The organism is Streptomyces sp. SID13031, assembly GCF_010548305.1.
Taxonomy (GTDB): domain Bacteria; phylum Actinomycetota; class Actinomycetes; order Propionibacteriales; family Kribbellaceae; genus Kribbella.
On the sequence record NZ_JAAGLV010000015.1, the window covers coordinates 150,874 to 166,926 of the forward strand.

The following is a 16,053-nucleotide window of genomic DNA, read 5'->3' on the forward strand; positions in this document are numbered from 1 at the left end:
CGCGGCCAGTCGTTGTTTAGGGCAACAAGGCGGGAGCCAGGGCTCGCCACTCGTCGATCGGTTGGGGGCCGGTCACGCCGGTGATGACGTTGACGGCGACGTGGTCTGCGCCGGCGGTGTGGTGGGCGTGGAGCTTCTCGGCGATCTGGGCGGGGGTGCCCCAGGCGGCCAGTGAGTCGACCAGGTGGTCGGGGAGGTCGGTCAGGTCCGCGTCGGTGAAGCCCTGGCGTTTGAGCGAGGCCGCGTAGCCGGGGATCCGCGGGAAGAAGCTGATCGTTCCCCGTGCGATCGCCCGGGCGCGGTCCGGGTCGGTCTCGAGGACGGCGAGGTGGGAGACGGTGAGCAGCTTGTCGGGCCCGAGCGTCTTGCGCGCCTCGGCGGTGTACTCGGGCGTGATCAGGAACGGATACGCCCCCGCGGTCCGCTCGCGAGCCAGCTCCAGCATCCGCGGCCCGAGCGCAGCCAACAGCCGATGCTCAGCCGGTACGACCTGGGCCGACCCGCCTTCGGCAGCCGGTACGCCGCGAGCCGGGTCGCCCTCGGTTGGTACGGCGTCCAGTTGGTCGAGGTAGCCGTTCAGCGTCGCAATCGGATGAGCGCCGTGGGCACCCCCGAGCCCCACGGTGAATCGCCCGGGCGCGGAGGCCTCCAAACCGGCGTACGCCGAAGCAACGTCCGCGGCGCTGTAGTTGTCGACCGACAGGATCCCGCTCACGAACCTGATCGTCGAGGTCGCCTCGATGAGATCCGTGATGGTCTGCAGGCCGGGCAGCGGTCCGCCGGACAGCCAGATGGCCGGGTAACCCAGCTCCTCCGCCACCCTCGCAGCTGACAGGGATTCGGGGCTGCTGGTCAGGCCGGTCGCGATCCCGAAGGGACCGAAGTCAAGGCTCGTCATAACGATGCCAACCGGTCAGCGGCCGCCGGCATTCCGGCGACGGGCGACGCGCGAGAAAGCAGGCGGGAGGCGGAAGAGGTGATGGGTGAGGCGGTCGGGGTTTCGGCGGAGCGGAGGGGCCGGATTCTGGAGTGCGGCCCTCGATCCCGTACACTCTTGGCTGGTTCCCCGCGTGGCGGTATCTCGCCCAACTCCCCCAGGGCCGGAAGGCAGCAAGGGTAAGTGAGCTCTTCCGGGTGCGCGGGGAATCCTTATGTCCGGACCCCTTCGCCGCCACCGCTCAGGCCCGCGAAATAGGCTGTGATCGAACGATCCACGCCTACAAGGGAGTCCGATGAGCGAGCTCGACCGCCGGTACCTGCAGGAACTGATCATCGGCGAGCTCGGCGTGACGCCGTCCTTCGACGTCGGCGTCGAGATCGAGCGCCGGATCGCCTTCCTGGCCGACCAGCTCCGCCTGTCCGGTGCCTCGGCGTACGTGCTGGGCATCTCCGGCGGCGTCGACTCCAGTACTGCGGGCCGCCTCTGCCAGCTCGCCGTCGAGCGGGTCCGGGCGGAAGGCGGCCAGGCGAGTTTCGTCGCAATGCGGCTGCCGTACGGCGTACAGGCCGATGAGGACGACGCGCAGCGGGCGCTCGAGTTCATCCGCCCGGACGAGACGCTCACGGTCGACGTGAAGCCGGCCACGGACGCGCTGGTCGACTCGGTCCGGCACTCGGATCTCGGCGATCGCGCCGACTTCCACACCGGCAACGTGAAGGCCCGGCAGCGGATGGTCGCGCAGTACGCCGTCGCCGGGGCGCGCGGCGGGCTCGTCGTCGGCACGGATCACGCGGCCGAGGCGGTGATGGGGTTCTTCACGAAGTACGGCGATGGCGCCTGCGACCTGACTCCGCTCGCGGGCCTCACCAAGCGCCGCGTGCGAGCCGTCGGCGCGAAGCTCGGTGCGTCCGACCTGATCACCGGCAAGGTGCCGACCGCCGACCTCGAGACGTCCAACCCGGGTGTCCCGGACGAGCTGGTCCTCGGCGTGACGTACGACGAGATCGACGACTTCCTCGAGGGCAAGCAGGTCAGCGACAAGGCCGCCGAGACGATCATCGCCTTCCACCGCCGCACCATCCACAAGCGCGCAGTACCGACCGCGCCCTGACACCCCGGACCGCCATCACACACCAACCCTCGCCGCGGGCCACGTAGCGCCGTGGCTCACGCCTGGGTGAGGCGGCTATCCGGCGCTCAACTGGGCTTGGTGTGTGATGGCGGTCCGGAGGATCAGGCCAGGACGAAGTCTGTGACCAGTTGGGTGTACGCGTCGGCGGCCTCCGCGTGGACGAAGTGGCCGGCGCCTTCGAAGCACCGGTAGGTGCCGTCCGGCACGGCGGACTGGAAGCGGGCGATCTCCGTCGGGCTGGTGATCGGGTCGTACCCGCCTTTGATCAGCAGCGCGGGCTGCGTCAGCTGGCTGAGCAGAGGCAGCAGCGACTCGACGAAGCCTGGCGCCTGGATGATGCTCTCGGCGAATCGCCCGGCCCGGCTCTGGATCTCCTCGGGCAGTTCGTCGGCAGGCAGTTTCAGGTCCCGGGAGGCAGGCCCGAGGTAGATCTCCATCCGGCGGTCGCCGGCGCGATGCATCGCGCCGGTCCGTTCGTTCCACATCTGGACGGTCGCCGGGCCGTGATTTTCGAGCAGCTCCTCCACGCCTTGGTCCAGACCGAGTTCACGCAGCAGCGGCAGCCCTGCCTGGACCAGAGTGCGGGTGATGAGCTCGATGTCCCAGCCCGGGTTCTCGAAGATCACCCGGTCGACGACCGACGGATGCATCACGGCGTACCGGATAGCCGGCCGGCCGCCGTACGAGTGTCCGAGAATCGACCAGCTGGTGATGCCCAGAGCTTCCCGGACCGCCTCGAAGTCGGCGATCAGGTCCTCATCGGTGACTTCGCCTTCCAGCGGATCGGAGTGCTGTACGCCGCGCTGGTCGACGGCGATCAGGTGCAGCCGCTTCGCGAGCGCGTCGCCCTGGAAGGAGAGGAAGTCGTACGTACCGGAGCCCGGGCCGCCATGGATGAAGAGGAGTGCCGGCGCGCCCTCGGGACCGCGCTGATCGACGTACAGGTTGGTACCGCGAATCTCCATCGACATGTGGGCGAGCGTAGTTACGCCTACGGTGGTTGAAAACCCATTCGATGGAGGGCTGATGGTCGACTTCTCGCTCAGTGAGGAACAGCGCGCGATTCGCGAGACGACGCGGGAGTTCGTGCGCAAGGAGCTGATGCCGCTGGAGAACGAGGTGCTCAAGCGGGAGCGGGAAGGGTTGCCGGGGATCGAGCCCGACGTCGTCAACGCGCTCCGGCTGAAGGCGAAGTCGTTCGGGTTCTGGGGATTGAGCACGCCCGAGGAGTACGGCGGGATGGACCTGACGGCGGTCGACCAGGTGCTCATCACGAGCGAGCTCGGGCGGACCTTCGTGCCGTTCTCGTTCGGCGGCGAGGCGGACAACATCCTCTTCGAGAGTAACGAGGAGCAGCGCAAGGAGTATCTGCTGCCGACGATCTCCGGTGAGCGCAGGTCGTGTTTCGCGATCACCGAGCCGGGCGCCGGCTCCGATACGCGGGCGATCCGGACCACCGCCCGCCGCGACGGTGACGAGTGGGTGATCCGGGGCGAGAAGACCTTCATCACCGGGGGTAACGAAGCGGACTTCGCGATCGTCATCGCCGTCACGGATGCCGAGAAGGGCTCGAAGGGTGGGTTCACGGCGTTCCTGGTCGACCGGGATCGCGGCTGGACGTCCGACCCGATCGTCACGATGGGCCAGGCGGTTCCGGCGACACTCAACTTCGACGACGTCCGGGTCCCGCACGATCATGTGCTCGGCGAGATCGGCCAGGGGTACGAGCTGGCGATGCGCTGGATCATGAAGGGCCGGTTCATCATCCCGGCGCGCGGCATCGGCGCGTGCGAACGCCTGCTCCAGTTGGCGATCGAGCACGCCACCACCCGGCAGACCTTCGGCAACCCGATCGGCGACAACCAGGCGATCCAGTGGATGATCGCCGACTCCGAGGTCGAGCTGGAGGCGGCTCGTTGGCTCGTCCTGTACGCCGCATGGTCGGTCGACCAGGGCCGGCCGCCTCAGCATGACAGCGCCATCGCCAAGCTCTACGGGACCAATACCGTCAACCGGGTCGCCGACCGGGTTCTCCAGATCCACGGCGGCATGGGCTATACGAAGGAGCTCCCGATCGAGCGCTGGTTCCGCGAGGTCCGGCTCTGGCGCATCTTCGAGGGCACCGACGAGATGCAGCGGCTGATCATCTCCCGCGACCTGCTCCGCGGCTATCGGAAGCCGGGTGCTCACTTCAACTGACGGCGAGAGCGCCTGTGTACTTGAGATGCAGACGAGCAGCCCGTCGAGTGCGCTCAAGGTTCGGAGGGACACTTGGTGGATGTCTGATCAGCAGTCGCGGCCGGGGCGGTACGGGATCGTCGGTAGTGGGTGGATTCGTTGCTCGCGGCAGGGCTGCCTGACTTCGTCATCGTGTCGGTGCCGTGGGAGGTCGCGCCGGTGGTGACTGCGGAGCTTGTTGCCGAGGGCATCCCGGTGTTGACCGAGACGCCGCCGGCGCCGGATGTGGAGGGGCTGCGGCGGCTTTGGTCCTCGGTGGGTGACAGCGGGTTGGTACAGGTCGCTGAGCAGAATCCGTTTTTGCCGTCGCGCGCGGCGCAGTTGTCCGTGATCCAGGGCGGTGCGCTCGGGCAGGTCAGCTCCGTGCAGTTGTCGTCGACGCACCTGTACCACGCTGTCGCGGTGATCCGGCTCCTGTTGGGTGTGGGGATGGCGCCGGTTCGCGTCGAGGCTAGGGAGTTCGTGGCGCCGCTGGTCGATCCGATGACCCGTGACGGCTGGACTGGCGATGGTTCGGTGCGTGATGCCGTCACCACGCTGGCGACGCTGGATTTCGGCGGGCTGGTCGGGCTGTACGACTTCACCGACAACCAGTGGCACAACCCGTTGCGTGGCAGCCGGATCGTCATCCGTGGCAGTCATGGCGAGCTGGTCGACGATCGGTTGGTACGACTCGTCGATCCGTCGACCGCGGTCGAGTCGCGGTTGGTTCGGCGGCAGACGGGGCTTGGGGCGAACCTCGAGGGGTTTGCGCTCGACCATCTCAGCCTCGACGGTGAGGTGGTCTACCGGAATCCGTTCCCGGGGGTTCGGCTGGCGGACGAGGATATTGCGATCGGGTCATTGCTGGCTCGGATGATCGAGTGGTGCCGGGGCGAGGGGGAGCCGCCGTATCCGCTCGCTGCTGCTAGTCAGGATCACCTGATCGCGCTGGCGATCTCCGAGTCTGTCGCTTCCGGCGCGGCGGTGAAAACCACCTCGGAGGCGTGGTCGGAGGGGGTGTGAGTTCCTTCTCAGTGCAGTTGCAGGTCAGTCTGCGGTCATGGTCAAGCTGACACCGGTACTGGCACAGTGTGTCCATGAAGGGTCTGATGCAGGATTCCCAGCTGTCCCTGGACACGATCTTCCGCCGGGCTGAGCAGTTCTTCCCGGACAAGACCGTCTACACCGGCGGCCCCGCCCCAACCAGTACTACGTACGCGGAGTGGGCCGCGCGGACCAGACGGCTGGGCGGTGTCTTCGACACGCTGGGCATCAGCTCGGACGGCCGGGTCGGCACCTTCGCCTGGAACTCGGGCCGCCACCTCGAGCTGTACTTCGCGGCGCCGTGCACCGGTCGCGTCCTGCACACGCTCAACATCCGGCTCTTCCCCGACCAGGTCGTCTACATCGCGAACCATGCCGAGGACGAGGTCGTCTTCGTCGACCGGTCGTTGCTCGGGTTGTTCCTGCCGCTGCTCGACCGGATGCCGCTGGTTCGGCACGTCGTGGTGATGAACGACCTGCCGGACGGCGCCCCGAGCGTCGAGGTGCCGGACGACCCGCGCTTCCACGACTACGAGGAGCTGCTCGCCGCCGCGTCGCCGGTCGAGTTCCACGTCGAAGACGAGAACCAGGCCGCGGCGATGTGCTACACGAGCGGGACGACGGGCAACCCCAAGGGCGTCGTCTACTCGCACCGCTCGACCTGGCTGCACTCGATCGGGGTGCTCACCAACGCCGGTATCGGGCTGCACGAGACCGACACGGTGCTGCCGGTGGTGCCGATGTTCCACGCCAACGCGTGGGGTCTCGCGCACGCGGCGCCGATGGCCGGGGCGAGCCTGGTCTTCCCGGGGCCGGACATGTCGCCACAAGGCATTCTGAAGCTGCTGAAGGAGCAGGACGTCACGCTCGCCGCAGGTGTCCCGACGATCTGGCAGGGCCTGCTGCCGTTGCTGGACGGGGTGGAGCTGCCCAAGCTGCGGCGGATTCCGTGTGGTGGCTCGGCTGTGCCGCTCGCGCTGTCCGAAGCCTTCCGGGCGAAGCTGGGCAAGCCGATCCTGCAGGCCTGGGGCATGACCGAGACGAGCCCGGTGGCGACGTCATCGCACGTCCCGACGCGCGACCAAGGCTTGCCCGAGGAGGAGCAAGCCAAGCTGCGCGCCCGGCAAGGACTGCCGCTGCCGGGGGTCGAGGTCCGGATCGTCGAGCCCGGATCCATCGAACCGCTGCCCTGGAACGACGAGGCGACAGGCGAGCTGCAGGTGCGCGGGCCGTGGATCGCCGCGGAGTACTACCGCCCCGACGAAGGCGTCGAGCTGAACACCGAAGACGGCTGGATGAAGACGGGCGACGTCGCCGCCATCGACCAGTACGGCTCAGTGCGACTAGTCGACCGGACCAAGGACCTGGTGAAGTCCGGTGGCGAATGGATCAGCTCGGTAGAGCTCGAGAACCTCCTGATGGCGCACCCCGCGATCAAGGAGGCGGCCGTGATCGGGGTCCCGCACCCGAAGTGGGACGAACGACCGCTGGCCTGCGTAGTACTGCTGGAAGGCGCCTCAGCCACCTCGGAGGAAATCCTCGCCTACCTGGCGCCCTTGGTCGCCAAATGGTGGCTCCCCGACGCCGTCGAATTCATCGACGAGGTCCCCAAGACCAGCGTCGGCAAGTTCTCGAAGAAGGACCTGAGGACGCGCTTCGCCGACTACCACCTCAGCTGACCCGCGCCCGGTGAGGCGGCTCCGCCTCACCGGCCGGTCGATGGGGTGGCCGGGCGAATCGCCCGGGCGCCGCCGGAGGGTGCGGGCGTCGGTATCGTGGCCGGGGTGCGAGGGATCATCCTGGCCGGCGGGAACGGGACCCGGCTGCATCCGTTGACGATGGGTGCCAGCAAGCAGTTGTTGCCGGTGTACGACAAGCCGATGATCTATTACCCGTTGTCGACGCTGATCCTGGCGAACATCCGCGAGGTATTGGTGATCACCCGGCCGGACGACACTGCGCAGTTCCAGCGGTTGCTGGGGGACGGTTCACAGTTCGGGATGGAGATCTCGTACGCCGAACAGCCCAGCCCGGATGGTCTGGCCCAGGCGTTCCTGATCGGGGAGTCGTTCATCGGCTCGGATCCGGTCGCGCTGGCGCTCGGCGACAACATCTTCTACGGGCCGGGTCTGGGTTTGCACCTGCAGCGGTTCAACGAGGTGGATGGCGGCGTCATCTTCGCGTATCGCGTCGCGGACCCCTCGGCGTACGGGGTGGTCGAGTTCGATGCGGACGGGCGGGCATTGAGCATCGAGGAGAAGCCGGAGCGGCCGAAGAGCAAGTACGCCGTACCAGGGCTGTACTTCTACTCCAGCGACGTCGTCGAGGTCGCCAAGGAGATCAAGCCCTCGGCGCGCGGCGAGTTGGAGATCACCGCCGTCAACGCCAGCTACCTGGAGGACAAGCGGTTGCAGGTCGAGGTGCTCCCGCGCGGTACGGCGTGGCTCGACACCGGGACCTTCGACGCGTTGATGGCGGCCGGCGAGTTCGTCCGCGCGGTCGAGACGCGGCAGGGGCAGAAGATCAGCTGCCCGGAGGAGATCGCCTGGCGGCGCGGGTTCATCGACGACGCCGGGCTCCAGCGGTGCGCCGACGCGCTGCCCAAGTCCGGTTACGGCGACTACCTCCTCGGCCTCCTGGAGGAGGGTCTGCACTGACCCCGCGGATGGGCGGGGAGGAAATGTCCGAGCGCGGCGCTAGGGTTGCCGTCGTGGAAGCACCCCTTGCGTTGTACCGCCGGTATCGCCCGGAGAACTTCTCCGAGGTGATCGGGCAGGACCATGTCACCGTTCCGCTGCGGAACGCGCTGAGCAACAACCGGGTGAACCACGCCTACCTGTTCTCCGGTCCACGCGGCTGCGGCAAGACCACCAGCGCCCGGATCCTGGCTCGCGCGATCAACTGCGAGAAGGGCCCGATCGCCGAGCCGTGCGGGGTCTGCAAGTCCTGTACTGACCTGGCCCGCGGCGGCCCTGGCAGCATCGACGTGATCGAGATCGACGCCGCCTCCCACGGTGGTGTCGACGACGCGCGCGACCTGCGTGAGCGGGCCTTCTTCTCGCCGGTCGAGAGTCGCTACAAGATCTACATCATCGACGAGGCGCACATGGTCACGACGCAGGGCTTCAACGCCCTGCTGAAGCTGGTCGAGGAGCCGCCGCCGCACCTGAAGTTCATCTTCGCGACGACCGAGCCCGAAAAAGTGATCGGCACGATCCGGTCGCGCACCCACCACTACCCCTTCCGGCTGGTACCACCGAAGGCGCTCGCCGATTACATGGCGACCCTGTGCGAGGCGGAGGCCGTCACGATCGAGTCGGCCGCGCTGCCGTTGGTGGTCCGCGCGGGCGCCGGGTCGGTGCGTGACTCGCTGAGCGTCCTCGACCAGCTGATCGGTGGCGCCGATGCCGAGGGCGTGACGTATCGGCTCGCCGTCCAGTTGCTCGGCTTCACGCCTGACTCGTTGCTCGACGCCTGTGTCGACGGGTTCGCGGCGCACGACAGCAAGACGGTCTTCGAGACGATCGAGAAGGTGATCGAGACCGGGCAGGACCCGAAGCGCTTCGCCGAAGACCTGCTCCGCCGGTTGCGCGACCTGGTGATCCTGTCCGCGGTGCCGAACGCGGTCGCCTCCGGGCTGATCGAGGCCTCCGAAGACCAAGGCCAGCGGCTGCAGACGCAGGCCGCGGGGATCGGTCCAGCCGAGCTGACCCGCGCGGCAGACATCGTCGCCGCCGGCCTGCTGGAGATGCGCGGCGCGACGGCCCCCCGCCTTCAGCTGGAGCTGATCTGCGCCAAGGTCCTCCTCCCCGGCGCCGACGACTCCACCAACGGCATCCAGGCCCGCCTCGACCGAATGGAACGCCGCCTAACCATCACCGGCGGAGTCGGCACAGCACCAGCCGGCCCACCCGGTACAACGAACGCTGGCGCCTACGCCCCAGCCAGTACTTCGAACGCCGGTGCCTATACCCCAGCCGCCGGTACTGCGCCCGCCGGTGCCCCGCCGTCGCCTCCCGAGGCGTCGGGCCCGGCCCCCGCCCAGGCGCAGGGACAGCCGCAGGTACAGGGCCAACTGCAGGGTGCTGGACAGCCGCAAAGGTCCGGAGAGCCGCAGGCATCGGGTCAGTCGCACGGCGCCGGACAGTCGGGGGCTTCAGACCAGTCGCAGGGTGCGGCGTCGAACCCGGCTGCAGGCCAGGGCCAGGGTGAGGTTCCTGGGCAGACTCAGTTGTCGGTGCAGGCGCAGCCCGACGAGGGCGCTCAAGTGCAGGATCCGGGCGCTCCGCGGTCGGCAGCTCCGGCGAATGCTCAGGGCCAGGACCGGGCAGCGTCGCAGTCCGCACCCTCGCAGCAAGCAGGCTCGCAGCCTGCGGCGACGCAGGCGGTTGCGGCCGCGTCCACTGCCGTGCCTGCGCAGGCGGCTGCGGTGGACAACTCTGGATCGCGCTCCGGTGCGTGGGGCGACGAGCCTGCCGCTGGGGCGGTACAGGGTGGTTGGAACTCGCAGACGGCCCCAGGTGGTGCTGCCGGTGCGCCTGCTGGAAGCGCGCCTGCCACGAATGCGCCTACAGCGGGTGGACCGGCCGGGAGTCCGGCTGGCACGAATGCTGCTGTGGGTGGATCTGCCGGAGGTGTGGCTGCTCAGAGTGCTCCTGGTCGGGGGCCTGCGGTGGCTGGGACGTCTTCGGGGTCGATGGGACTGATTGATGTCCGGCGGTTGTGGCCGGAGATTCTCGAGGCGGTGAAGGCGAAGCGGCGGTTCGCGTGGATCATGCTGAGCCAGAACGCTCAGGTGATCGCGATCGACGAGCAGACGCTGACGCTCGGTCTGGTGAACGCCGGTGCGCGGGAGAGCTTCGCGCGATCCGGCAGCGACGAGATCCTGCGGGAGGCGATGGTCGCCACGATCGGGATCGACCGCCGCGTCGAAGCGGTCGTCGACCCGTCCAGCGATCCCAGCGCGACCGCGCCGGCCGCGCCGGGCGGGGCACGCCCCCTGGCATCGCCGCCACCGAGTGCGCCGCCCGCGTCGTCCTGGGACGCCCAGCCCCCGTCCGCCCCACCCAGCACCGGCACCGCCCCAGCCAACCCCGGCAACGCCCAGCCCAGCTCCGGAAAGGCCGGCAACGGCCCGACCAGCGACGGCAACTCCCCGTCCAGCGGCAGCAACGCTCCGACTGGCAATGCTCAGACCGGCAATGACAACGCTTCGCCCGGCAACGCGCCGACCGGCAATGGCAATGCTCCGACCGGCGACGGCACGGGCGCCCCGACGAGCAACGCTCCGACCGGCGACGGCATGGGTGCCCCGACGGGCAATGCGCAGCCCTCAGGCCAGACGGGCAACTATTCAGCCCCCGGCGTTGCGAACGCTTCTGCCGGCGGAGATACGGGTGGTGGCGCGGTGGCCACCGCGGTGCGCGAGCCGGAGACAACGCCCGGCGGGCAAGCCGTCGTAGTACAGGAAACCGCGGCAGTGACTCAGCAGGCCGACCAGACCGGCCAGACCGGGATGCAGTCGGATCAGCAGGCCGGAGGACCACCGGCGCCGGCCGCGAACCCCGAGCAGGGTACGCAGGATCGCCCAGAGCAGACGGCGAGCAAGCGTCGCGCCGCTGAAGCTGCGGTCGCGGCTGAGCAGAGCCTGCGTGCCGCCCAGGTCCAGGTCGACGAAGCCCCCCTCACTCCCGAGGAGGAAGCCGAAGCGGTCGCCGAGGACGACGTGATCCTCGAAGAGGACTCCCGCAGCCACACCGACCTCCTCAGCGAAACCCTCGGCGCCCAGATCATCAGCGAAGAACCCAACTAACCCACCCAACAGCCGCCCGCCCCGTCCGATCGCGACACCCAACGCCAGCACCGAGCCACCGAGCCGCGCCCACCAACCGGGCGCTCAGCCCGTGCCTGAGGGTTGGATGGCGGGCCCGTACCTGACAACCGGGCTGTCGGGCGGTCGAGTGCGGGCCTGAGGTTGGGTGATCGCCCCGCGCCTGGTCAACCGCGCAGTCGAGCCAGTACGCGACGACTTGGTGACTGGGCCTGCGCCCGGCGACTGGGCGACCGAGACGGGCCTGCGCCTGACGGCTGGGCGACCGATTCCGCGCCTGACGACGGTGCCAGGCCTAGTGCCAGGTGCAGTGCCTGTGCCTGCGTCTGACGGTCGGGGTGGCGGGGGAGGGGTTGTAGGCGGGGGGCTTGGGGGTGGGGGTGGGTCGTCCACAGGCTGTGGATAAAGGTGTCCACAACTTGTGGAGGGGGCTTGGGAGACTTATCGGTTTCCTGGTCTGTGCTCCCGCAGGGGTGGGTTGTCCGGGTGACCGGCTAGGCTCGGGGAGCAAGTGGAAACTGGGAAGCAGTTCGGACGGGAGATCTCGGTGTTCGACGGTGGCGGTTCGCAGGGCGCTGGTGGCTTCGACATGTCCAATCTGCTGGCCCAGGCGCAGGCGATGCAGAGCCAGTTGATGGAGGCTCAGGCCAACCTGGAGAGCCAGGAGGTCGAGGGCAGTGCCGGCGGTGGGCTGGTGACCGCGCTCGTGTCCGGTACCGGTGAGCTGCTCAGCCTGACCATCAAGCCGCAGGCCGTGGATCCCGACGACACCGAGACGCTGGCCGACCTGATCGTGGCTGCCGTCCGGGACGCCTCGGAGAATGCCAAGCAGGTCGCGGCCACCGCGATGGGCCCGCTGGCCGGTGGGCTCGGTGGCGGTCTGCCCGGCCTCGACGGGATGTTCGGCGGCGCCGACACCGACGCGGACGACGACGCGATCGACGGCCTGAACGACGGTTCCAGCAGGCCCAGCATCGGCTTCGGCAAGCCCGACGGGACCGGTTCGCCCGGTCAGAACCCGGGCTGACGTGTACGAAGGGGCCGTCCAGGACCTCATCGACGAGCTCGGCCGGCTGCCCGGCGTCGGTCCGAAGTCCGCGCAGCGGATCGCTTTCCACCTGCTCGCGGCCGACGAGACCGACGTTCGCCGGCTCGCGCACGTGCTCGTGCAGGTGAAGGAGAAGGTCAAGTTCTGCGAGATCTGCGGCAACGTCTCGGAGGAGACGTTGTGCCGGATCTGCCGCGACCCGCGTCGCGACCTCGCGCTGATCTGCGTGGTCGAGGAAGCCAAGGACGTCGTGGCGGTCGAGCGGACCCGCGAGTTCCGCGGCCGTTATCACGTCCTCGGCGGCGCGATCTCGCCGATCGAGGGGATCGGGCCGGACGAGCTGCGGATCAGGGAACTGATGCTGCGGCTGGCCGACGGAGAGGTGACCGAGATCATTCTGGCCACCGATCCGAACCTCGAGGGTGAGGCGACAGCGACCTATCTGAGCCGGTTGTTACGGCCCATGGGGTTGCGCGTCACCCGTTTGGCTAGTGGACTTCCAGTAGGCGGTGACCTCGAGTACGCCGACGAGGTCACACTCGGACGGGCGTTTGAAGGGCGACGATCGATCGATGACTGAATCAACCGATATTGCAGAGCGCGCTCTGGCGACGGATTCTGAGGACCTGCTGGAATTCGCCGAACAGATCGCCGACCAGGTGCAGAGCTTCCTCATCTCCGTGCGCGATATCGCCGCACAGCCCGATGAGGACGGCGTCGACGAGGGTCTCGCCTCGCTGCCGTACCTGCTGCTCGAGGTCAGCCAGCTGCTGCTGGCCGGCGGGCGGCTGGGTGCCTTCGAGGACTTCGTCCCCGAGGAGCGGTTCGAGAGCGACGCGGGTCCGGATCCGGACCTGGACGCGATGCGCGACCGGCTGGCGATCCTGTTCGAGGGCCTCGACGAGTACGCCGAGGTCTTCGACCCGTATGCCGCGCCGCCGGAGATCACCGTCAACCGGCTCTCCGACGACCTGACCGCGATCGCGACCGATCTGGTGCACGGACTCGCGCACTACGAAGAGGGTCGTGTCGTCGAGGCGCTGTGGTGGTGGCAGTTCTCCTACGTGTCCACCTGGGGCGCGGCGGCGAGCGCGGTACTGCGGGCCATCCAGTCGCTGATCGCGCACGACCGGCTGGAGCCGGCCCACGACGCGGAGACCGAGGCCACCGACCGCGAGCTCGTCGAGGTCGCCGAGGAAGCCGTCCAGCGCCGCTGATCTCCCGTACGACGACCGCCCGGCCCCCGCCGTACTGCGACTGGCGGGCAAGCCGGGCGATGCCGGGTAGGCCCGGGCGGTGCGGGTCGGCCGGGTGGTTACCGGTGTACGGGCGTTGGCTCGGCTTGGCTGCGGTGGTTGGCTGCGACGAGCAGGATTGAGCGAACCGCGACCCAGCCGATCCACAGGGTGACGACGGCGAGGATCGCGATCGTCCACAGGTCAAGCAGCGGAGCCTGGGTCGCCGTCAGCCAGTGGATGCCGTAGGTGCCGGCGGCTGCCGTGGTGAAGGTCATGGTCCAGAAGGTCAAGGCGAACGGCAGCTTCGCGATGGTCGGGATCAGTGCCACCTGGACCAGCAGGAACAGGATGAACGTGCCCAGCCACGTGTGCTGGAAGACGTCGGGGTGCCCGTTCAGCGCGAAGTACGCGTTGCCGGCGACCGCCGGTGGCGCGGCGTAGATCGCGAACGTCGCGATCAGCGCGTCCGGAAGGGCCGGCCGGGTAGCGAGCCTGACGGTGACCCCGGCGCCGATCAGCAGCCACAGCAGTAGCCCGATCCCGAACGACGCGAAGCCGAGCTCGCGCAGCCCGACCGTCGCCAGGGCCTGGCCGCCGATGAAGGTGATCGCGACCGTCGGCAGCAGATAGGCCGGGTGGAGCTGGTCGAGTTCGAGACCACCGAGCATCAGCCTGCGCACGAAGAACGTGGCGAGTGCGGCGGTGATCACGATCATGATCACCACGACCGTCTTGCCGGCGATCGCTGAGTACTGACTCAAGTGTGCCCCGAGCAACAGGCCGCTGGCCGGGATCAACGCCACGAACACCCCGAGCACGGGATGGTTCACATCCGAGCGCACCTGCCGCGCAGTACGGGCTCCCAATCCATAGCGGACCAGGCTGATCACCCAGGCGACGGCCGCGAGGATCCACAAGGCATTCGCCACGCCTGCAGTGATGCCGAGGCTTTCGCTCGCCACCGTCCAGGTGCCGGCCAGTCCGGACAGACCGAACGCGATCCCGAACAGGGGGAATGGAAATGCTTTACTCGTACCCATCTCGCGTCTTCCCTTTCGCGTGAAACGACCAATCGCTTCAGCTCAGCATGTCGACCGGGGCGGGTATTCCGAACTTGCTGAAAGGTTTTCGCTACCAGCTTGAAGGTTGCGGCTATAACGGCAGCTTCGCGTACTCGGGATCAGGGGCCTCCGGCAACGAAGTACGGAAGGCGAGTCGCCGCCGCGAAGTTGTCCACAGGGAGCGGCGACCGGGCTCGCGGTCGGAGCCGCAAACCGGTTGAATGTCGGGGTGTCCGTTTACGAGTTGCTCGGCAAACTGCCCGATATCGACCAGGTCCGCCGGACCAGTCGCGCCCTCGCCATGCTCGACGCCGTGCTCAGCCCGGAGCCCGAGTATCGCGTCTACACCTTCGATTCACGCTGGTCGCCGACCGATGAGGCGGCGCTGATGCGCAGCGGCATGGGGGACGACTACTCGATCGTCTTCTCGCCCGCCGGCGCCATCGGCCAGGGGTTCGATCACGAGTCGCCGATCTCACCCTGGCAACCCCAGTTGAGTGGCACCTGGCCGGGCCTCTTCATCGGCGTTCCCGACGAGCTGGCGCCGGCGCTGGACGAGTCAGCCTTCACCGACGACCAGGGCAATCGCAACGTGACCGTTTGCTTCTGGCGCACTCCGGTGGACGAGCGCTGGCAGTGCGGGCCGGTCGAAGGAGTCGAGAAGGATGGCGCCGACTGGCTGTTCAATCTGATCGCCGACGGGCGCCCCGAGGCCTACCTGACCTTCGCCGAGCACTACTACGACATCGCGCTGGAGCTTGACGCCATCCGTCACGTCTACGCGCTGATGCCTCTCACCGAGGAGCTCGTCACGGCGCTGAACCCGGAAGTCCTGCTCAAGGACCTCAAGGACGACATCGCCGAGATCGGCTACCCGCGCCCCTGAGCGGCCACCCGGAAATCATTTTGCATCAATCGTTCCAAAACGTGTTACGGTCGTGCCATGGGCCGGCCGAGGAGTTTCGTCGAGGACACCGCGATCGACGCCGCCATGCGCGCGTTCTGGGCCAACGGCTACGAAGGAACCTCCACTCAGGACCTGTGTGAGGCCACGGGGCTGGGACGCAGCAGCATCTACAACACCTTCGCCGGCAAGCGGGACCTCTTCGAGAAGGCGCTCGCTCGCTACATCGACCGGAAGACCGCCGCCGCCCTGGAGTTGCTGGCCGGCGACAAGCCGGTGCGGGAGAAGGTTCGCACCCTGCTGTGGTGGGTGGTGGACTCGGATCCCGCTGACCCGATCGGCTGCCTGGTGGTCAATTCCATGGTCGAGCTCGGTCCGCACGACCCGGTAGCCGCCGACCAGTTGCGCCGCGACCAGGAGATCCGGCTGGTCGCGCTGGTGGCCGCGATCGAAGCCGGCCGGAGTACCGGGGAGGTCGCCGCGGACAAGGACGCGGAGACCTTGGCCCAGTTCGTCGTCGCCACCATCAGTGGGATGCGGGTAATGGCTCGCGGCGGCGCCGATCGGCCTGCCCTGGAAGCGATCGCGACTACTGCCCTGACCGCCCTCTGACTCGCCGCCTACCGTCAAGGAGAC

General features: G+C 68.3%; 13 protein-coding genes, 1 other RNA gene and 1 pseudogene. 12 read left to right on the forward strand and 3 right to left on the reverse strand.

The window, feature by feature from the left end; translation table 11 throughout:
* Nucleotides 1-16: 16 nt before the first annotated feature.
* Entirely contained in the window at nt 17-898 is an 882-nt protein-coding gene (locus G3I17_RS27890) for a TIGR03620 family F420-dependent LLM class oxidoreductase (protein ID WP_164600577.1), read from the reverse strand.
* Between the two features lie 159 nt (nt 899-1,057).
* Between G3I17_RS27890 and ffs the strand changes: the two genes are divergently transcribed.
* Both ffs and nadE read left to right on the forward strand, forming a co-directional pair.
* An RNA gene (gene ffs / locus G3I17_RS27895) (signal recognition particle sRNA small type) lies at nt 1,058-1,154 on the forward strand.
* A gap of 78 nt (nt 1,155-1,232) precedes the next feature.
* Nucleotides 1,233-2,051: an ammonia-dependent NAD(+) synthetase gene (nadE, locus tag G3I17_RS27900; RefSeq protein ID WP_164600578.1), complete on the forward strand. Its 819-nt coding sequence runs from the start codon at nt 1,233-1,235 to the stop codon at nt 2,049-2,051.
* 122 nt (nt 2,052-2,173) lie between these two features.
* Here nadE and G3I17_RS27905 read toward each other — a convergent pair whose 3' ends face one another.
* Nucleotides 2,174-3,043: an alpha/beta hydrolase gene (locus tag G3I17_RS27905; protein WP_164600579.1), complete on the reverse strand. Its 870-nt coding sequence runs from the start codon at nt 3,041-3,043 to the stop codon at nt 2,174-2,176.
* Nucleotides 3,044-3,098: 55 nt separating this feature from the next.
* On the opposite strand from G3I17_RS27905, the gene G3I17_RS27910 reads away from it, so the two are divergent.
* The 8 genes and pseudogenes from G3I17_RS27910 to G3I17_RS27950 all read left to right on the forward strand — a co-directional run bounded on the left by G3I17_RS27910 (nt 3,099) and on the right by G3I17_RS27950 (nt 13,431).
* A complete protein-coding gene (locus tag G3I17_RS27910) occupies nt 3,099-4,271 on the forward strand; it encodes an acyl-CoA dehydrogenase (RefSeq protein WP_164600580.1) in 1,173 nt (390 codons plus the stop codon).
* 129 nt (nt 4,272-4,400) lie between these two features.
* A complete protein-coding gene (locus G3I17_RS27915) occupies nt 4,401-5,315 on the forward strand; it encodes a gfo/Idh/MocA family oxidoreductase (protein WP_164600581.1) in 915 nt (304 codons plus the stop codon).
* A gap of 74 nt (nt 5,316-5,389) precedes the next feature.
* Complete coding sequence (locus tag G3I17_RS27920; protein ID WP_203590838.1) at nt 5,390-7,015, forward strand: long-chain fatty acid--CoA ligase; 1,626 nt, start codon at nt 5,390-5,392, stop codon at nt 7,013-7,015.
* A 105-nt stretch (nt 7,016-7,120) separates the two neighbouring features.
* Nucleotides 7,121-7,993: a glucose-1-phosphate thymidylyltransferase RfbA gene (gene rfbA / locus G3I17_RS27925; protein ID WP_164600582.1), complete on the forward strand. Its 873-nt coding sequence runs from the start codon at nt 7,121-7,123 to the stop codon at nt 7,991-7,993.
* A gap of 53 nt (nt 7,994-8,046) precedes the next feature.
* The gene (locus G3I17_RS27930; protein WP_343238437.1) at nt 8,047-11,148 is read left to right on the forward strand and encodes a DNA polymerase III subunit gamma and tau; all 3,102 of its coding nucleotides are present in this window, start codon (nt 8,047-8,049) and stop codon (nt 11,146-11,148) included.
* Nucleotides 11,149-11,755: 607 nt separating this feature from the next.
* Nucleotides 11,756-12,058 (forward strand): annotated as a pseudogene (locus G3I17_RS27940) (YbaB/EbfC family nucleoid-associated protein); the annotation flags it as partial.
* A gap of 136 nt (nt 12,059-12,194) precedes the next feature.
* Entirely contained in the window at nt 12,195-12,794 is a 600-nt protein-coding gene (recR, locus tag G3I17_RS27945; protein WP_164600584.1) for a recombination mediator RecR, read from the forward strand.
* Entirely contained in the window at nt 12,787-13,431 is a 645-nt protein-coding gene (locus G3I17_RS27950) for a DUF5063 domain-containing protein (protein WP_164600585.1), read from the forward strand. The genes recR and G3I17_RS27950 overlap by 8 nt, the downstream gene beginning before the upstream one ends.
* Nucleotides 13,432-13,529: 98 nt before the next feature.
* Here G3I17_RS27950 and G3I17_RS27955 read toward each other — a convergent pair whose 3' ends face one another.
* Nucleotides 13,530-14,492, reverse strand: a complete 963-nt coding sequence (locus tag G3I17_RS27955; protein WP_164600586.1) for a C4-dicarboxylate transporter — start codon at nt 14,490-14,492, stop codon at nt 13,530-13,532.
* 250 nt (nt 14,493-14,742) lie between these two features.
* On the opposite strand from G3I17_RS27955, the gene G3I17_RS27960 reads away from it, so the two are divergent.
* Both G3I17_RS27960 and G3I17_RS27965 read left to right on the forward strand, forming a co-directional pair.
* A complete protein-coding gene (locus tag G3I17_RS27960; RefSeq protein WP_164600587.1) occupies nt 14,743-15,399 on the forward strand; it encodes a hypothetical protein in 657 nt (218 codons plus the stop codon).
* A gap of 57 nt (nt 15,400-15,456) precedes the next feature.
* Nucleotides 15,457-16,029 (forward strand): TetR/AcrR family transcriptional regulator, encoded by a 573-nt coding sequence (locus G3I17_RS27965; protein WP_164600588.1) that lies wholly within the window; start codon nt 15,457-15,459, stop codon nt 16,027-16,029.
* Nucleotides 16,030-16,053 lie beyond the last annotated feature (24 nt).